The following is a 17,910-nucleotide window of genomic DNA, read 5'->3' on the forward strand; positions in this document are numbered from 1 at the left end:
CTACCATCGTTCCGTCCAACCGTTCCCGGCGGAGTCCACGATGCGACAAGATCCCCTCGGCAACCCGCGCGATACCCGGCGTCGCGGCGTGGGCGGCGGCCTGCGCTGGCTGATCCTGATCGGCTTCGCGATCTATGGCGGCTGTTATTACTTCGGCAACCGCACGGTGGACCCGTATACCGGCGAGAAGGTGCTGATCGACAAGGCGCTCGATGCCGAAGGCGAAAAGGCGCTGGGCCTGCAGGCCTACCAGCAGATCATGGCGCAGGAGCGGCCGGTCGATCCCAATACGCAGGTGGCGCGGCAGATCCGCGAAATCGCCCAGCGCCTGATCGCCAAGGTCGAACCGGTGGAGGCGGCGTTGGCGGCCGAGCACGGGCAGGCGCCCAACCGTTTCTCGCAGGGCTTCGACTGGGAAGTGAACGTACTGCAGTCCGACCAGGCCAACGCGTTCTGCCTGCCGGGCGGCAAGATGGCGGTCTACACCGGACTGGTGCCGGTGGCGCGCAACGCCGATGCGATGGCGGTGGTGATGGGCCATGAAATCGCCCACGCGCTGCTGCGCCATGGCGCGCAGCGCATGGCCCAGCAGAAGCTGACCGAGATCGGGCAGATGGCCGGTGCCGCCGGTGGCATGGACGCGCAGCAGCAACAGATGCTGATGTCGGCCTTCGGCTACGGCTATCTGCTGCCTTATGCGCGCAGCCACGAGACGCAGGCCGACGAAGTGGGGTTGATGCTGGCCGCCGCGGCCTGCTTCAACCCCGAGGAAGCGGTGCCGTTGTGGGAGCGGATGAGTGCGGCCAGCGGCGGCCAGGCGCCGCCGGAATTCGCCTCGACCCACCCCAATCCCGGCACCCGCATCCAGAACCTGCAGGCGCTGATGCCCAAGGCGATGGAGTACCGGCAAAGGTTCTGCGAAAGCGCGCAGGCGCGCTGAGCGGCGTATGCGTGCGTTGCGGGAGCAGCGCCGGGTGTGAGTTGAGTCGTGACCGGAGACATTGCCGCTGAAGCCCGGCCTGCTCATGCAGGGGCGTATCCATGGTTCCACTGGCTGCCTGCCTTGCGGGTGCCGGGCTTGCCCGGCACGGGGCTTCATCGGGAAAGCCCATGCGGGGCAGGCCCCGCATCTACGGGGTCTGCTCCCCGGCAACGACCTGTACGTCCACTACGCCGTCGCCCACGCGCGCGTGCAGCATGTCGCCTTCACGGACCTGCGTGGTGGAGCGCACCAATGTGCCGTCGTCGGCGTGGGTGAGGATCGCGTAGCCGCGCGCCACCGTGGCCAGCGGGCTCACCGCCTCCAGCGAACGGGCGATGCCGCGCAGGTGCAGGGCGTCGCGCTGCAGATGCCGTGCCATCGCCGCCTGCGCGCGCGGCGCCAGGGTTTCCAGGCGTCCGCGCAGCAGTTCCAGCCGGCGCGCGGGCTGCACCGCGCGCAGCACCGATTGGCCATGCGCCAGGCGTGCGCGGCGCTGCTCCAGCTGCCGCTGCCAGAAATTGCGCAGGCGCACGGACAGCGCTTCCTGGCGGTGCCGCAGCAGCGCCAGCCGTGCCTGCGGGCCTTGCGCCTGCAGGCGCAGCATGGCGCGGTCGGCGCGCTGCATGGCCTGTCCCAACGCGTGCGCCTGCAGCTGCGCCAGGCGCTGCTGCAGGCGGCGCAGGCGCAGGTCGAGATCGCGCCGGTCCGGCACCAGCAGTTCGGCGGCCACGGAGGGGGTGGGCGCGCGCAGGTCGGCGGCGAAATCGGACAGGCTGAAATCGGTCTCGTGGCCGACCGCCGAGACGATCGGGGTGGTGCTGGTGGCGATGGCGCGCGCCAGCTGCTCGTCGTTGAACGCCCACAGGTCTTCCAGCGAGCCGCCGCCGCGGGTGAGCAGGATGGCGTCGTAGCGGCCGCTGGCGTCGGCACGGCGCAGCAGCGCGGTGATCTGCGCGGCCGCAGTGTCGCCCTGCACCAGGGTCGGCAGCAGTTCCACGTCCAGTAGCGGGAAGCGCCGTGCCAGCACACTGAGCACGTCGCGCACCGCCGCGCCGCCGGGCGAGGTGATCACCGCCAGCCGGCGCACATGGGCCGGCAGCGGCTTCTTGCGCTCCGGGTCAAACAGGCCTTCGGCCTGCAGCCGTGCCTTGAGTTCCTCGAAAGCGCGGCGCAGCGCGCCTTCGCCGGCTTCCTCCATGTGGTCGAGTACCAACTGGTACTCGCCGCGCGCCTCGTACAGGGTCAGGCGGCCGCGTGCCAGCACGCGCAGGCCTTCGCGCGGAACGAACTTCAGCCACTGGCTTTTCGGCCGGAACATCGCCGCGCGTACCTGCGCGCGCGCGTCCTTCAGGGTGAAGTACAGATGCCCCGACGACGGGCGGCTGACGTTGCCGAGTTCGCCTTCCACCCACACCAGCGGGAACGCGCCTTCGAGCAGGTCGCGGGCGAGCGTGTTGAGCTGGCTGGGGGTGAGGACGTTGTCCATGGAGCGCGAAGGGAAACGGGAGGGCTATTGTTCCCGCGTACGGGCGGTAATGCCATGGTTGCAGGTGAGCCGACGCGGGAGCGGTTTCAGCCGCGGAGGGGTGTTTCCACCCATTCCTGCGAAAAATCCAATGCTCAAGGGCCCGACGTGGCTGAGGCTGCTCCTATTCGGGATCGCGGGTTTCGTCGTGGCGCTGCAGCGCCCACGCCACATGCTCGCGTACCAGTTCGGAGGGATGTTCGAGGCGGCTTTCCAGCGCCTGTCGCGCGGCGGGCGAGGGCGCCGCGTTGCCCAGTGCCACGGCGATGTTGCGCAGCCAGCGTTCGTGGCCGCTGCGGCGGATCGGACTGCCTTCGGTGCGCTGCAGGAATTCATCTTCCTCCCATGCGAACAACTCCGGCAGCGTGGCCGTGTCCAGGTCGTTGCGCGCGCGGAAATCCGGTTCGTCGGTGCGGCGCGCGAACTTGTTCCACGGGCAGACCAGCTGGCAGTCGTCGCAGCCGTAGATGCGGTTGCCCATCAGCGGGCGCATCTCCAGCGGGATGGCGCCGTCGTGCTCGATGGTCAGGTAGGAAATGCAGCGGCGCGCGTCGAGCCGGTGCGGGGCGATGATCGCCGCGGTCGGGCAGACGTCGATGCAGCGCGTGCAGGTGCCGCAATGCGCGCTGGCCGGCGCGTCCACCGGCAACGGCAGGTCCACGTAGATTTCGCCGAGGAAGAACCATGAGCCGCCGTCCCTGTCGATCAGGCAGGTGTGTTTGCCGATCCAGCCCAGGCCGGCGTTGCGCGCCAGCGCGCGTTCGAGCACCGGCGCCGAATCGACGAACACGCGATGCCCGAACGGACCGATCTCGGCGGCGACGCGCTCGGCCAGTTTCTGCAGGCGGTTGCGCATCAGTTTGTGGTAATCGCGGCCCAGCGCGTAGCGCGCGACGTAGGCGCGTTCGGCGTCGTCCAAGGTGGCCCAGGCCTCGGCGTCGTCCTTGTGGCCATAGTCCAGCCCGACCGAGATCACCCGCACCGTGCCCGGCAACAGCTCCTGCGGCCGCGCACGCATCGCGCCGTGCCGCGCCATCCATTCCATCGTTCCGTACAGGCCTTTGCCCAGCCAGTCGGCCAGGTGCGCCTCGTCGTCGCGCAGTTCGATGCCGCTGATGCCGCAGCGCTGGAAGCCGGCTTCGCGCGCGAGCTGGCGGATGCGCAGCGACAGCTGCGCCATGTCGGCGGTGGCAACGGCTTCAGGCATGGCGCAAGTATAGAATCGCGGGCATGAACCAGCCTGCCGGATTGTTCGATACCGCCGCCGCGCGCCGCATCGAAGCGCAGGCCACCGCCGCGCTGGGCGGCGATGGCTGCGTGCTGATGCAGCGCGCCGGGCAGGCCGCCTGGCAATGCGCGCTGCAGTATTGGCCGCAGGCGCGCCGCATCGTCGTGGTCTGCGGGCCCGGCAACAACGGGGGCGATGGTTATGTGCTGGCGCGGCTGGCGCGCCAGTCCGGGCGCCGGGTGTGCGTGCTGCATCTGCCGGAACATGCGCCGCGCACGCCGCTGGCGCAGCGCGCCTGCACCGACTACCTGGTCATCGGCGGGCAGGTCGAGCTTGCACGCGACTGCCTGCGCGAGGCCGACCTCGTCGTAGATGCCCTGTTCGGCATCGGCCTGGACCGCGCGCCGGATGCTGCGGCAGCGGAACTGATCGCCGCGGTCAACGCCATCGCCGCGCCGGTGCTGGCGCTGGACGTGCCCAGTGGCGTCGATGCCGCCAGTGGTGCGGTACCGGGAGCGGCGATCCGTTCCACGCGCGTGCTGCAGTTCATCGTGCCGCATCGGGGTCTGCATACCGGCGATGCGCTGGAATGCGTCGGGCAACGCCTGCTGGCCGGGCTCGATGTTCCCGGCGCCGCATTCGACGGCATCGAGCCGGCTGCATTCCGCTGGAGCGAGGCGTTGCTGTCGGCCCAACTGCCGTCGCGGCGGATCAATACGCACAAGGGCGAATCCGGACATGTGCTGTGCGTGGGCGGCAACCATGGCAGCGGCGGCGCGCTGATGCTGTGCGCCGAAGCGGCGCTGCGCAGCGGTGCGGGACTGGCCAGCGCGGCCACGCGCGCGACGCATGTGGCGCCGCTGCTGGCGCATTGTCCCGAAGCGATGGCGCATGCGGTCGAGGATGCTTCCGGGCTGGCACCGCTGCTGGCTCGGGCCGGTGTCGTCGCACTGGGGCCGGGACTGGGCCAGGACGACTGGGCGCAACGGCTGTGGGCGGCAGTACTGGATGGCGACAAGCCGCTGGTGGTCGATGCCGATGCGCTGAACCTGCTGGTGCGTCAGCCGCGCCCGCTCGCCCGGGCGGTGCTCACGCCGCACCCGGGCGAAGCTGCACGCCTGCTCGGCGTCGATGCCGCGTCCATCCAGTGCGACCGTTTCGCCGCCGCGCAGGCGCTGGCCGAGCGCTTCTCCGCCGTGGTCGTGCTCAAGGGCGCGGGCACGGTCGTCGCCGCGCCGGGACAGCTGCCGCGGGTGATCGCGGCCGGCAATCCGGGCATGGCGGTGGGCGGCATGGGCGACCTGCTGACCGGCGTGATCGCCGCGCTGCTGGCGCAGGGGCTGGCGCCGTTCGACGCGGCCAGTACCGGCGCGCTGCTGCACGGCCTGGCGGGTGATGCAGCCGCCGCGGGCGGACAGCGCGGCATGCTGCCGCGCGATCTGTTGCCGCACCTGCGCGCGCTGGCCAATCCATAATGACGGCCATGATCGAACTGTTCCTTCCCGATGCCGCGGCCACCGACCAGCTGGGCGCGGCCCTGGCCGCGACGCGGCCGAAACCGGCGGTGGTCCACCTGCAGGGCGACCTCGGCGCGGGCAAGTCCACCCTGGCGCGGGCGCTGCTGCGCGCGCTCGGTGTGCAGGGCGCGATCCGCAGCCCTACCTACACCCTGATCGAGCGTTACCCGCTGCCGGCCGGCGAAGCCTGGCATCTGGATCTGTACCGGATCGGCGACGCCGGCGAGCTGGATTTCCTCGGACTGGACGAGGCGGAGGCCGATCTGTGGCTGGTCGAATGGCCCGAGCGGGGCAGTGGCGCCTTGCCGCCGCTGGATCTGCGGGTGGCGCTGGACATGCAGGGGCAGGGCCGTCGCGCCCGCCTGCAGGCCTGCTCACCGGCCGGGCAGGCCTGGCTGGAACATCTGGGGCAATCGGGTCACTTGCAGGGGCTTCCTGCTGCCTGATGGAAAGAAAGTGTGGCAGGTTGCGGATTATTAAGGGAAAAGGTGTTGCAATTACGCAATTCCGGTGATTGAATCCGCCCCATGCCCAAGGGAAGCCGCCTTTTCGTCCTGTCTGCCTGCGTTGCCGGACTCTGTCTGGCCGGCGCTTCGGCGTGGGCCGGCGAAATCCGCAGCGTCGGCCTGCAGACCGGGACCACGGGTACCCGCGCCGAGATCCAGCTGGTGGGCGGCGGCAGCTACAAGACCCTGTCGCTGGCCGGTCCCAACCGCTTGGTCGTGGATTTCCCGGATTCGACCGCCGTACGCGGGCTCAAGCTGCCTGCCGCCGCGGGCGTCGTGACCGCGGTGCGCACCGGCATGCCGGCGCCCGGCACTTTCCGCGTGGTGTTCGATCTGGCCGAATCGGTGGTGGCGTTCAAGCCGCAACTGCAGGGACAGGGTGCCGAGTCGCGCCTGTTGATCGAGTGGCCCGGCGAGACCCAACTGGCTGCTGCGCAGCCCGAGCCGGCGCGCCCGGCGCAGGGCACCAGCGCCGAGGCACGGCAGGAAGCTGCGCGCGCCACGGCGGCGTTGACCGCGGCCGTGGTCCAGCAGGCGGCAACGACGCCTTCTTCCACTTCCACTGCCGCCGCGACAACGGCGCCTGTAGCCGTCAGTGGCAACGCGCCTTCGCCGGCCGCGATCCTCAACGGACAGGCGTCCGCAGCGGTCGTCTCCAGCAATGCAGCGGCGACGACGCCTGCGGCGGCTGTCGTTGCCTCAGCTCCTTCGCCGGCACCCGCAGCCGAACAGCCGGCACCGCGTCCGGTCATGCCCAGCGATGCCTCGCGCATCCGCATGCAGCCGGGCATGCGCACCCTGGTGGTGGCGATCGACCCCGGTCATGGCGGTCAGGATCCCGGCGCGCTTGGTCCGACCGGCAAGCGCGAGAAGGATGTCACCCTGGCGGTGGCGCGCGAACTGGCGCGGCAGGTCAATGCCACGCCGGGCCTGCGCGCCTATCTGACCCGCGACACCGATGTCTTCATTCCGCTGCCGATGCGCGCCCAGCGCGCGCGCGCGGCCAAGGCCGACATCTTCGTTTCGATCCATGCCGACGCGGCCGAGAACCGCGCGGCCACCGGTTCGTCGGTATACGTGCTCTCGACCAAGGGCGCGTCCTCGCAGCGTGCGCGCTGGCTGGCAGACAAGGAAAACGCGGCCGACCTGATCGGCGGCGTCAACCTGCAGCGTACGGAAGGCGCTTTGGCCAACGTACTGCTGGACCTGGCCCAGAGCGGCAACATGAAGGCCTCCGAAGACGCGGCCGGCCACGTGCTGGGCGGCCTGAAGCGGATCGGCAACAACCACAAGCCGAACCTGGAGCGGGCGAACTTCGCGGTGCTGCGCACCTCGGACATGCCGGCGATGCTGGTGGAGACCGCCTTCATTTCCAATCCGGACGAAGAGCGCCGCCTGATCGACCCCGCCTATCAGCGCCGTATCGCCGGCGCCGTGCTCGACGGCGTGCATACCTACTTCAGCCGGCAGCCACCGCCGGGCACGCTGTTCGCCGCCCGCGCGCAGGCCGAAATGGACGCCGCCGCGGGTACCGTGGCTGGCGGCAGCAAGTAAGCCTTCGGGTAGTGCCGGCCGCTGGCCGGCAATCTTGCATTGCCCAACATTCCTGCGGCTGCCGGCCAGCGGCCGGCACTACCGGCTATCATCTGCCGATGCATGATTTCCCCCTGATTCCGGTGCTTCTCCCCCTCCGTCCCACCGGCGGCGCGGCATGAGCGCCATCCGTCCGCTGCCCGAGATCCTGATCAACCAGATCGCTGCCGGCGAGGTGGTCGAACGCCCGGCGTCGGTGGTCAAGGAACTGGTCGAGAACGCGCTCGACGCCGGCGCCACCCGCGTCGATATCGACCTGGAAGAGGGCGGCGTGCGCCTGATCCGCATCCGCGACAACGGCGGCGGCATCGCCGCCGAACAGTTGCCGCTGGCGGTGTCGCGCCATGCCACCAGCAAGATCGCATCGCTCGATGACCTGGAATCGGTCGCCACGCTCGGCTTCCGTGGCGAGGCATTGCCGTCGATCGCTTCGGTCAGCCGTTTCACCCTGGCCTCGCGCCAGCCGCAGGACGAACATGGCGCCGCGCTGCAGATCGAGGGCGGCAAGATCGGCGAAGTGGCGCCGCGCGCGCATGCGCCAGGCACCACCGTGGAAGTGCGCGAGCTGTTCTACAACGTGCCGGCGCGGCGCAAGTTCCTGCGCGCCGAGCGCACCGAGCTGGGCCACATCGAGGAATGGCTGCGTTCGCTGGCGCTGGCGCGCCCGGACGTGGAACTGCGCGTATCGCACAATGGCAAGCCGTCGCGCCGCTACAAGCCCGGCGACCTGTATTCGGACGCGCGCCTGGGCGAAACACTGGGCGAGGATTTCGCGCGGCAGTCGCTGCGCGTGGACCACAGCGCGGCCGGCCTGCGCCTGCATGGCTGGATCGCGCAGCCGCAGTATTCGCGTGCCAGCGCCGACCAGCAGTACCTGTACGTCAACGGCCGTTCGGTGCGCGACCGCAGCGTGGCGCATGCGGTGAAGATGGCCTACGGCGACGTGCTCTATCACGGCCGCCAGCCGGCCTACGTGCTGTTCCTCGAGCTGGATCCGGCGCGCGTGGACGTCAACGTGCACCCGGCCAAGCACGAGGTGCGCTTCCGCGACGCGCGGCTGATACACGATTTCGTCTACCGCACGCTCAAGGACGCGCTGGCCGAGACCCGTGCGGGCATGGAGCCGGTAGGGGGCATGCCGCCGCATCCTGTCGATGCGGCGGCGCCGCTGCACGGCGGCGGCCATGCGCTGTCGCGGCCATCGGGCAATGCCGGCGCCGGTGGCTGGCAGCCGCGGCAGTCGCCGCTGGGCCTGCAGGTGTCCGAGGCGCCATCGGCCTATGCGGCCTTGTATGCGGCGCCCGCCGATGCCGGGATGCCCGCATCGTTTACCGGCAGTGGCACCGGCCTGCCGCCGGCTGCCGCCGACAGCGGCGTGCCGCCGTTGGGCTACGCCATCGCGCAACTGCACGGCATCTACATCCTGGCCGAGAACGCTGATGGCCTGATCGTGGTGGACATGCATGCCGCGCACGAGCGGATCGGCTACGAGCGCCTGAAGACCGCGCACGACGGCATCGGCCTGCATGCGCAACCGCTGCTGGTGCCGATCACCCTGGCGGTGGGCGAACGCGATGCCGACACCGCCGAGCGCGAAGCGGCGACGCTGGGCGAACTCGGCTTCGAGGTGACCCGCTCGGGCCCCGGCTCGCTGCATGTGCGCAGCATTCCCGCGCTGCTGGCCAACGCCGAGCCGGAAGGCCTGCTGCGCGACGTGCTCACCGACCTGCGCGAGCACGGCCAGAGCCGGCGCGTGGCCAGCGCACGCGACGAACTGCTCTCGACCATGGCCTGCCACGGCGCGGTGCGGGCCAACCGGCGCCTGACGGTTCCGGAAATGAACGGGCTGCTGCGCGACATGGAAGCCACCGAGCGCTCCGGGCAATGCAATCACGGCCGCCCGACCTGGGCGCGCTTTTCGCTGGCGGAAATCGACCGCTGGTTCCTGCGGGGACGTTGACGATGAAACGATGGGCAGGCGCGGTAGCGCTGCTGGCGGCGATGACGCTGGCCGGTTGCGGCGGTGGGGAGCGCTCGGCGGCGAACGCGGAAGCACCGCGCTTCGATCCCGCGTTCCTGATGAACAACGACATATGGCGCGAACAGCGCCAGGCCGAACTGCTCGCACCCGATGGCTGGACCAGCCTGATAGGCCTGCACTGGCTGGAACTGAAGGCGCATTACATCGGCAGCGGCAGCACCAGCGGCATTCGCCTGGCGATGGGCCCGCCGCGGCTGGGCATGGTGGTGCGGGAGGGTGGGCGCTACTGGTTCACGCCCGAACCGGGCGTCGCGATGCAGGTGGACGGGCAGGCGGTGAAAGGCCGCATCCCGTTCCATGCCGACGACGAGGCCAATCCCACCGTGATCGCCTTCGACGAAGGCAAGGGCGCATTGAGCCTGATCCACCGCGGGCCACGCCACGCCCTGCGGGTGAAGCATGCCGACGCGCCGGCGCGCACCCATTTCGGCCACCTGGATTATTGGCCGGCCGATCCGTCCTGGCGCATCACCGCGCGCTTCGTACCGCACGATGCCGGCAAGACGATGCCGGTGGTCGACATCACCGGCCTGATCACCGAACAGGCCAATGCCGGCGCCATCGAATTCGAACGCAATGGCCGCACCTGGCGGCTGGAAGCGCTGGGCGAACCGGGCCGGCCGCTGTTCGTGATCTTCGCCGACCGCACCAGCGGCCGCGGCAGCTACGCCGCCGGCCGCTACATCGACCTGGACGCCCCGGACGACAAGAGCCAGGTGGTGATCGACTTCAACCGCGCCTACAACCCCCCGTGCGCGTTCACGCCGTTCGCGACCTGTCCGTTGCCGCCGCCGGAGAACCGCCTGGACCTGCCGGTCGAAGCGGGCGAAAAAACCTACGTGAAGCCCGGGCAGGGAGATGCGGCATGAAATGGATGGCGCGGGCGGCAGTCCTGCTGCTGGGATCGGCGATGCTGCTGGGCGCGCCGGTGCCGCTGCTGGCGCGACAGGCGGAGCCGGTCGCCCGGCCGGCCCCGGCCCAGGCACCGCCGGTGCCCCTGCTGTGGAAAGCGACCGGGCCCAAGGGCGCGGAACTCTACCTGCTGGGGTCGTTCCACCTGCTCCGGGCCGACGACTATCCGCTGTCGGCGGACGTGGACAAGGCCTTCGATGCCTCGAGCCGGTTGCTGTTCGAACTGGCGCCGGAGGAAATGAACTCGCCCGCGCTGGCCACGCAGATGGCGCAGGCCGCGCTGCGCCGCGATGGCCGCCTGCTCCGGGATGAGCTGGATGCGGATACCTGGCGGCGGCTGCAGGATTACGCGGCCGCCAACGGACTGCCTATCGACCGCCTGGCAGGGCTCAAGCCCTGGTTCGTCGGGCTGACCATCAGCCTGGGGCAGATGGCCCGGCAGGGACTGGACGCCCAGGCCGGGCTGGACCGGCACCTGATGGCGCGCGCCGCCACCGCAGGCAAGCCGGCGCAGGGGCTGGAGAGCGCGGCCGCGCAGATCGCGATGCTCGACGGCATGAACGCCGACGAGCAGCGGCAACTGCTGCGCGAGGCGCTGGACCAGGTGGACAAGGGCGACGAGCAGGGCCGGCGCCTGCATGCCGCCTGGCGTCGCGGCGACGATGTGACGCTGTGGCGTGACATGGCCACGCAGATGAAGCGCGACTACCCGGCGCTGTACAGACGCATCAACACCGAGCGCAACGATGCCTGGCTGGCGCCGCTGCAGGAGCGCCTGCAGGCCGGGCCGGGCGCCACGCTCGTGGTGGTCGGCGCGCTCCACCTGCTTGGCAGCGATGGCGTGGTCGAGAAGCTGCGCGCGCGCGGCTACAAGGTCGAGCGGATCTGTTCGGCGTGCGCGCCGGTGGCGAAGGGGCGCGGCGGAAAGCCATAGGCCTGCCCATGCAACCGGTCGCGGAATCTCCGGCTGGAAACGATCACGGCGATCGCATCCTCAAGGTCGATCACGCTGGCGAACATGGCGCGGTCAACCTGTACAGCGGCCAGATATTCATGGCGCGGTTCACTGCGCCCGGCCTGGTGGATGAGCTGAAGGAGTTCCGCGCGCATGAGCAACGGCACCGGGCCCTCTTCGGCGCGGAACTGGCCCGCCGGGGGCGAGCGCGTTGCCGGAGCTATCGGCTATGTGGCATTGGCGGGCGCGTTCTCGGGCTCGTTACCGGGCTGCTGGGCGCGGGCGCCATTTCAGCCACGACGGTCGCGGTCGAAAGGGTGGTTCTTCGGCATCTGGAAAGCCAACTCTCGGCATTGCAGGGCAACGATCCCGCCGCCGTTGCCGCGATCTCCGCCATCGTTGCGGAGGAGCGGCAGCACCACGATCGCTCGGCAAGCCATATCCAGGGCGGTACGTTCTGGTCCCGGCTGCTGTCGTCCGTGGTGTCCGGCTCCACGGAGGCCGTCATCTGGCTGGGCATGCGGCTGTGAGCCGCCGGTTTTCCCGCCGGGAAGTGAGCTGACCCTGGAAATGAAGAAGGCCGACGCATGCGTCGGCCTTCCTGCATTCCGGCGGCTGCGCTCAGCGGCTGCCGCGGCGCTTGTCGCTCGGCGGCGGCGGTTCCGGTGGCTTGTTGGGGCCTGGCTGTGGGCGGCTGAAACCCGCGCCCATGCTGCGCTGGAATTCCTGCCACAGTTCCAGGTTGCGCTCGGTGAGCTGGTTCATCATCGCCCACGGCGTCTGCCCGAGCAGGTTGCCCATCTGCTGGCGGAACTGCTGCTGCTGGTCGAGGAACACCTGCATGCTGCGCTCCAGGTAGTTGCCCATGAAGCCCTGCAGCGAGTCGCCGTAGAAACGGATCAACTGGCTCAGCAACTGGGTGGACAGCATCGGTTCGCCGTCCTGCTCCTTGTCGGCGATGATCTGCAGCAGCACTGAGCGGGTCAGGTCGTCGCCGCTCTTGGCGTCGCGGACCTCGAAGTCCTCGCCGTCCAGGATCAGCTGGCGGACATCCTCGATGGTGATGTAGCTGGAGATCTCGGTGTCGTAGAGCCGCCGGTTGGGATACTTCTTGATGATGCGGGTCGCAGCCATTAAGCAGTCACTCTTCCTTCACGGTAGGCGCGCAGCATGGCGCAGTGCAACAGGCCTTGCAACCGCCATAAGTACAGGTTGCGTACCCGCCGGTCCGCTCCCGCGGCGTCGTGCAGCATGGATGCCATGGTGCGCAGCATTCCGGCCGCGGCCGGCCGGCGTGGGGCGTGGGGCGGGAGGCGGCCGGGGCGGGCGCCTACCAGCCCATGTGGTGGCCGCCGTTGATGTCCAGGTTGGAACCGGTGATCCACGATGCTTCCTCGGCGACCAGGAAGGCCACCGCGTAGGCGATTTCCTCCGGCTTGCCGAGCCGGCCGGTGGGAATGTCGGCGATGATCTTGGCGCGCACTTCCTCCGGTACCGCCATCACCATGTCGGTGGCCACGTAGCCGGGCGATATGGTGTTGACGGTGATGCCGAAGCCGGCGTTCTCGCGCGCCAGGGAGATGGTGAAGCCGTGCATGCCGGCCTTGGCCGCGGCGTAGTTGGCCTGGCCGTACTGGCCCTTGAGGCCGTTGATCGAACTGATCTGGATCACCCGGCCCCAGCCGCGCCGGCGCATGCCTTCGATGACCGGGCGGGTGACGTTGAACACCGAGTTGAGGTTGGTGTTGATCACCTCGTGCCACTGCTCCGGGCTCATGCGGTGGAAGGTGGTGTCGCGGGTGATGCCGGCGTTGTTGACCAGTATCTCGACCGGCCCCAACCCGGCTTCCACCGCCTGCACCAGTTCGCGCCCGCCGTCGGGCGTGGACACGTCGCCGGGGAACAGGGCGATGTCATGGCCCTTGGCGCGCATCTGCTGCTGCCAGAGGCCAGCCTTGTCTGCGTTGCGGAAATTGGTGGCGACACGATGGCCCTGGTCGGCCAGGCGTTGGCAGATCGCGGTACCGATACCGCCGGTGCCGCCGGTGACCAGTGCAATACGGGATGTCGTCATGGGATGCGCTCCAGGCGCAGGCGCTGGGGAACGTCCGATTCTATGTGAACTGGGCACCGTCACGGCAACGGCGGGACGGCGGCGATCGAATCGCGGCGCAGGCGGCCGGGTTGGAAAGCGGTCACCGCGCGTTCCAGCAGCACCGGCAGCGTGCCGATGCCCTCCAGTTCCGCCGCCGGCTGGCCGAGGGCGGCCCACAGCCAGCGCAGCGTCGGCAATGGATCGGCGGGATCGACCGGCTGCGCGGCCAGCGACTTGGACAGCTTGGCGCCGTGCGCGTCGAGCAGCAGCGGCAGATGCAGGTAGCGGGGTGTCGGCAGGTCCAGCGCGCGCTGCAGCAGGATCTGGCGCGGCGTGGAATCGATCAGGTCGGCGCCGCGCACCACGTCGGTGATGCTCTGCGCGGCGTCATCGACCACCACCGCCAGCTGATAGGCCCAGCAGCCATCGGCGCGCAGCAGCACGACGTCGCCGACCTCGCGGTCCACTGCCTGGTCGAAGCGTCCCTGCAGGCCGTCGTCGAAGGCGACGTGGCTGCCGTCGGCCACGCGCAGGCGGATCGCCGGATGCGGCCGCTCGCGACCGGCGACGCAGCGGCGATGGACGCCGTGCTGGCCAGCCAGGTCGGTGCGGCTGCAATGGCAGGCGAAAGCCCTGCCATCGGCCAGCAGACGCTCGATGGCCGCGCGGTAGAGCACATGGCGCCGGCTCTGGTACTGCACCGGTTCGTCAGGCTGCAGGCCGAACGCGGCCAGCGTCGCCAGTTGCGACGCGGCAGCGCCGGCCACCTCGCGAGGCGGGTCAACGTCCTCGATGCGCACCAGCCATTGCCCGCCGGCATGCCGCGCCAGCAGCCAGCTGCCGAAGGCGGCCAGCATCGAGCCCAGGTGCAGGGGGCCGGTGGGCGAGGGGGCGAAGCGGCCGCGGTAGAGAGTGAGGGACATCGAAACTGAATCGTCGGTCAGAATCGCGCTTGAATTCAACCTGTCCGCACCGCAGATTTAGCGCGTTCACCCAACCCCTTATCGGACCCTTCCGCATGTTTACCCGTATCGGCCTGTTCCTGTTGACCAACTTTGCCGTGCTGATCCTGGCGGGCATCGTGATGTCCCTGCTGCGCGTCAACCCGGCGCAGATGAGCGGCCTGCTGGTCATGGCCGCGATCTTCGGCTTCGGCGGTTCCATCATCTCGCTGCTGCTGTCCAAGTTCATGGCCAAGCGCGGCACCGGCGCGGTGGTGATCACGCAGCCGCGCAACCAGACCGAGCGCTGGCTGCTGGATACCGTGGCGCGCCAGGCCAAGGCGGCGGGTATCGGCATGCCGGAAGTGGCGGTGTACGACGGCCCGGAGATCAATGCCTTCGCCACCGGCGCCAACCGCAACAATGCGCTGGTGGCGGTATCCACCGGCCTGCTGCACAACATGAGCGAGGAGGAGGCCGAGGCAGTGCTGGGCCATGAGATCTCGCACGTCGCCAACGGCGACATGATCACCATGGCGCTGCTGCAGGGCGTGCTGAACACCTTCGTGATCGTGCTGGCGCGCGTGGTTGGCGGCATCATCGACAGCGCGCTGTCGGGCAACCGCGACAGCGGCCGCGGTTTCGCGTACTACATCATCGTGTTCGTGCTGGAGATGGTGTTCGGCCTGTTCGCGACGATGATCGCGATGTGGTTCTCGCGTCGCCGCGAGTTCCGCGCCGACGCAGGCGGCGCGAACCTGGCCGGCCGCCAGAAGATGATCGCCGCATTGGAGCGGCTGAAGCTCAACCATGGTCAGAGCACGCTGCCGACCCAGATCGCCGCGTTTGGTATCGCCGGTGCGACGGCGAAGAAGCTGTTCCTGAGCCATCCGCCGCTGGAGGAGCGCATCGCTGCGCTGCGCTCTTCGACGGTGGTGTGATCGGTTCGACGGCCCGCAGTATCCCAAGGACGCCCGGCAGATGCCGGGCGTTTTTCATTGGAGCTGCGTTTCGCTGTCGCCTTTTCCCAGCTTTTGCTTCGGCTTTGGCTTCTTTGCTTTTGACTTCAGATCCCCTTCTGTAGCGACGGAGCCGACGGATAAGACCCCGAAGGGGCGACGTGCAGGGGCGCACGTCGTTTTTCGACACGACAGGGATGTCGTGTCGAAAAATCCCGGCGGCGGAGTGGACCCGGAGTGCCGCAGGCACGGAGGGCGCGGAGGCAGGGGCGTGTTTCTTTGGGCCACGTTTCTTTGCACGAGCAAAGAAAGGTGGCTCGCGCCCCGAAGGGGAGCGAAAGCCTTTGATCCTGTTTCTGCCCTTGCTCTGGCTTCCCTTTGGACGTCTGTACCAACGCGACAGTCAAAGGACCAAACCAGAGACCAAGGCAGAGGCCAAGCATGAAAGCGGAAGCTTGAAAGCAGAGCTTTCGCCCCTGCTTCGCAGGAGCGAGTTACTTCTCTTTGCTCGTGCAAAGAGAAGTAACCAAGAGAAGCGCTTTTCCAACAGCCGAATGGCTGGTCAAGCACGCCCCTGCCTACGCGCCCACGGCACTTCGTGCCGCGGGTCCACTCCGCCAGCGGGATTTTTCGACGAGACATCCCTGTTTCGTCGAAAAACGACGCGCGTCCATGCGCGTCGCCCTTCGGGTTTTTCCCTCTGGCTCCGTCGCTGCGGAAGGGGGCCCGGAAAGTCAAAAGCAACAGCAACAGCAAAAGCTACAGCCAAAGCCAAAGCCAAAGCCGGAGCACTCATTCGGGGAGATTGCATGGCTGCAGCAGCGGGAACCGCCGGCTCGCGGCTGCCGCGGCGAACGTCAGGGCCAGAAACAGAAACGGCGCCCTCGCAGGCGCCGTCCAGGATCGCGGGAAAGGCCGGATCAGAACTTCGGATCGAACTCGGCGGCGTGGCCGGTGTTGACGATCACCTTCTGCAGCGCCTCGCACACCTTCAGGTTGCCGGCCACTACCTGCTGGGTTTCCGGGCCCTTGTCGTCCATGCGTGCCAGCGTGGCGCCGCGGTAGTTGCAGACCTTGCCGCCGGCCTCGCGCACCAGCAGTACGCCGGCAGCGATGTCCCATGCCTTCACGCCGGCCTCGAAGTAGGCGTCGGCGCGGCCGCAGGCCACGTAGGCCAGGTCCAGCGCGGCCGAACCGGTGCGGCGGATGTCCTCGGCCTGCACCAGCAGGGTGTCCACGGTCTTGAGCTGGCTGCCGGCACGGGCGCGTTCGCGCGGGGCGAAGCCGGTGTGGATCATCGTGCCTTCCAGGTCCTTGCGCTCGGCCACGCGGATGCGGCGGTCGTTGAGCACTGCGCCGGCGCCCTTGGAAGCGGTGAACAGTTCGTTGCGCAGCGGGTCGAAGATCACCGCGTCGGTGGGTTCGCCGTTCTCGACCAGGGCGATGGACACGCAGTAGTGCGGGAAGCCGCGCAGGTAGTTGCTGGTGCCATCCAGCGGGTCGATCACCCACATTTGCCGGCCGTTGCCCTGCAGGCCGCCTTCCTCGCCATAGATGCCGTAGTCCGGGTAGGCGCGCTTGAGTTCCTTGACGATGACCTTCTCGGCATCGCCGTCGACTTCGCTGGCGTAATCCATCCGGCCCTTCTGCACCACGTTCAGCGCTTCGAGCTTGTTGATGTTGCGCAACAGGACGTTGCCGGCGAGGCGTGCGGCCTTGACCATGACGGTGACGGCGGGTTTCTGCATGGCGAAGGGCTCCCGTGAAGGCGAATGGGTCGGACTGGCGGAGGAAAAGAGCGGTCCCGGCGCACGGGCCGGCCGCGCAGTTTACCATCTGCGGCTGTCCCGCTCCTGACTTTTTTCGCCATGTCCGCTCCCGCCCGCATCCGTTTCGTCCTCGTCGGTACCCAGCATCCCGGCAACATCGGCGCGGCGGCGCGGGCGATGAAGACCATGGGGCTGTCGAAGCTGGTGCTGGTGGCGCCCGAGCAGCCGCTGGACGATGTCGCTTTCCGGCGCTCGGCCGGTGCCGAGGACGTGCTGGGCGACGCCCCGGTGTTCGCCACGCTGGCCGAGGCAGTGGCCGATTGCCGGCTGGTGCTGGGCTGCACGGCGCGTTCGCGCCGCGTGCAGTTGGAGGAATTGCTGCCGGAAGCCGCCGGCCAGCGCGCCGTCGCCAGGGCCGCCGAGCTGGCGGAGGTGGCCTTCGTGTTCGGCCGCGAGCGTACCGGCCTGACCAACGACGAACTGCAGCTGTGCCATCTCGCCGTGCACATTCCCTCCGATCCGGAGTTCAGCTCCTTGAACCTGGCCGCGGCGGTGCAGGTGCTGGCCTACGAAGTGCGCATGGCGCAGCTGGAAGGGCTGGCCGCACCGGCAGCTGAGCCGGGGTATGGCGAGGCGCCGGCCAGCCACGCGCAGCTGGAGGGCCTGTTCGGGCAGTTCGGCGACACCCTGGACCAGATCGATTTCCACAAGGGCCGTGCCCCGGAATCGGCCATGCGCAAGCTGCGCCGCCTGTTCATGAAGGCCGACCTGTCCGAGCAGGAAGTCCGCCTGCTGCGCGGGATATTGTCCGATGCCCAGCGCATGGCGCGGCTGGCGAACGAACGGCAAAACTGAGACATCCGTCATCCGGGGTTTTTTCGGATAGT

At 69.0% G+C, this 17,910-nt stretch carries 16 protein-coding genes; 10 read left to right on the forward strand and 6 right to left on the reverse strand.

Annotated features, from left to right (window positions below):
• Positions 1-40 precede the first annotated feature (40 nt).
• Complete coding sequence (locus AC1DGW_RS02850) at positions 41-940, forward strand: M48 family metallopeptidase (protein WP_478019163.1); 900 nt, start codon at positions 41-43, stop codon at positions 938-940.
• Between the two features lie 190 nt (positions 941-1,130).
• On the opposite strand, the gene xseA is transcribed toward AC1DGW_RS02850, so the two are convergent.
• Entirely contained in the window at positions 1,131-2,468 is a 1,338-nt protein-coding gene (xseA, locus tag AC1DGW_RS02855; protein WP_478019165.1) for an exodeoxyribonuclease VII large subunit, read from the reverse strand.
• Positions 2,469-2,631: 163 nt separating this feature from the next.
• Positions 2,632-3,714 carry a tRNA epoxyqueuosine(34) reductase QueG gene (queG, locus tag AC1DGW_RS02860; protein ID WP_478019167.1) on the reverse strand — a complete coding sequence of 361 codons (1,083 nt, stop codon included), beginning with the start codon at positions 3,712-3,714 and terminating at the stop codon, positions 2,632-2,634.
• A 23-nt stretch (positions 3,715-3,737) separates the two neighbouring features.
• Here queG and AC1DGW_RS02865 point away from each other — a divergent pair, with 23 nt between their 5' ends.
• The 7 genes from AC1DGW_RS02865 to AC1DGW_RS02895 all read left to right on the forward strand — a co-directional run bounded on the left by AC1DGW_RS02865 (position 3,738) and on the right by AC1DGW_RS02895 (position 11,789).
• Entirely contained in the window at positions 3,738-5,210 is a 1,473-nt protein-coding gene (locus AC1DGW_RS02865; protein WP_478019169.1) for an NAD(P)H-hydrate dehydratase, read from the forward strand.
• 8 nt (positions 5,211-5,218) lie between these two features.
• Positions 5,219-5,698 carry a tRNA (adenosine(37)-N6)-threonylcarbamoyltransferase complex ATPase subunit type 1 TsaE gene (gene tsaE, locus AC1DGW_RS02870; RefSeq protein ID WP_478019171.1) on the forward strand — a complete coding sequence of 160 codons (480 nt, stop codon included), beginning with the start codon at positions 5,219-5,221 and terminating at the stop codon, positions 5,696-5,698.
• A gap of 81 nt (positions 5,699-5,779) precedes the next feature.
• Positions 5,780-7,312, forward strand: coding sequence for an N-acetylmuramoyl-L-alanine amidase (locus AC1DGW_RS02875; protein ID WP_478019173.1), 1,533 nt, complete (start codon positions 5,780-5,782; stop codon positions 7,310-7,312).
• A 157-nt stretch (positions 7,313-7,469) separates the two neighbouring features.
• Positions 7,470-9,311 (forward strand): DNA mismatch repair endonuclease MutL, encoded by a 1,842-nt coding sequence (gene mutL, locus AC1DGW_RS02880; protein WP_478019175.1) that lies wholly within the window; start codon positions 7,470-7,472, stop codon positions 9,309-9,311.
• A gap of 2 nt (positions 9,312-9,313) precedes the next feature.
• On the forward strand, positions 9,314-10,261 hold the full coding sequence (locus AC1DGW_RS02885; protein ID WP_478019177.1) for a DUF1684 domain-containing protein: 948 nt from the start codon (positions 9,314-9,316) through the stop codon (positions 10,259-10,261).
• Entirely contained in the window at positions 10,258-11,238 is a 981-nt protein-coding gene (locus tag AC1DGW_RS02890) for a TraB/GumN family protein (protein WP_478019179.1), read from the forward strand. Before AC1DGW_RS02885 ends, AC1DGW_RS02890 begins: the two co-directional genes overlap by 4 nt.
• Positions 11,239-11,246: 8 nt before the next feature.
• Entirely contained in the window at positions 11,247-11,789 is a 543-nt protein-coding gene (locus AC1DGW_RS02895) for a demethoxyubiquinone hydroxylase family protein (protein WP_478019181.1), read from the forward strand.
• Positions 11,790-11,880: 91 nt separating this feature from the next.
• Here the strand turns inward: AC1DGW_RS02895 and phaR are convergent, their stop codons facing one another.
• The 3 genes from phaR to gluQRS form a co-directional block, all read right to left on the reverse strand.
• Positions 11,881-12,393: a polyhydroxyalkanoate synthesis repressor PhaR gene (gene phaR, locus AC1DGW_RS02900; protein WP_478019183.1), complete on the reverse strand. Its 513-nt coding sequence runs from the start codon at positions 12,391-12,393 to the stop codon at positions 11,881-11,883.
• Positions 12,394-12,589: 196 nt separating this feature from the next.
• Positions 12,590-13,333 carry an acetoacetyl-CoA reductase gene (phbB, locus tag AC1DGW_RS02905; protein ID WP_478019185.1) on the reverse strand — a complete coding sequence of 248 codons (744 nt, stop codon included), beginning with the start codon at positions 13,331-13,333 and terminating at the stop codon, positions 12,590-12,592.
• 59 nt (positions 13,334-13,392) lie between these two features.
• Positions 13,393-14,277: a tRNA glutamyl-Q(34) synthetase GluQRS gene (gene gluQRS, locus AC1DGW_RS02910; protein WP_478019188.1), complete on the reverse strand. Its 885-nt coding sequence runs from the start codon at positions 14,275-14,277 to the stop codon at positions 13,393-13,395.
• Between the two features lie 95 nt (positions 14,278-14,372).
• On the opposite strand from gluQRS, the gene htpX reads away from it, so the two are divergent.
• The gene (gene htpX / locus AC1DGW_RS02915) at positions 14,373-15,236 is read left to right on the forward strand and encodes a protease HtpX (protein ID WP_478019190.1); all 864 of its coding nucleotides are present in this window, start codon (positions 14,373-14,375) and stop codon (positions 15,234-15,236) included.
• A gap of 938 nt (positions 15,237-16,174) precedes the next feature.
• On the opposite strand, the gene AC1DGW_RS02920 is transcribed toward htpX, so the two are convergent.
• The gene (locus AC1DGW_RS02920) at positions 16,175-17,002 is read right to left on the reverse strand and encodes an inositol monophosphatase family protein (protein ID WP_054665011.1); all 828 of its coding nucleotides are present in this window, start codon (positions 17,000-17,002) and stop codon (positions 16,175-16,177) included.
• A gap of 120 nt (positions 17,003-17,122) precedes the next feature.
• Here AC1DGW_RS02920 and AC1DGW_RS02925 point away from each other — a divergent pair, with 120 nt between their 5' ends.
• Positions 17,123-17,878, forward strand: coding sequence for an RNA methyltransferase (locus AC1DGW_RS02925; RefSeq protein ID WP_478019192.1), 756 nt, complete (start codon positions 17,123-17,125; stop codon positions 17,876-17,878).
• The last annotated feature ends 32 nt before the right edge of the window (positions 17,879-17,910 follow it).

This window comes from Stenotrophomonas sp. 05N423 (assembly GCF_056397145.1).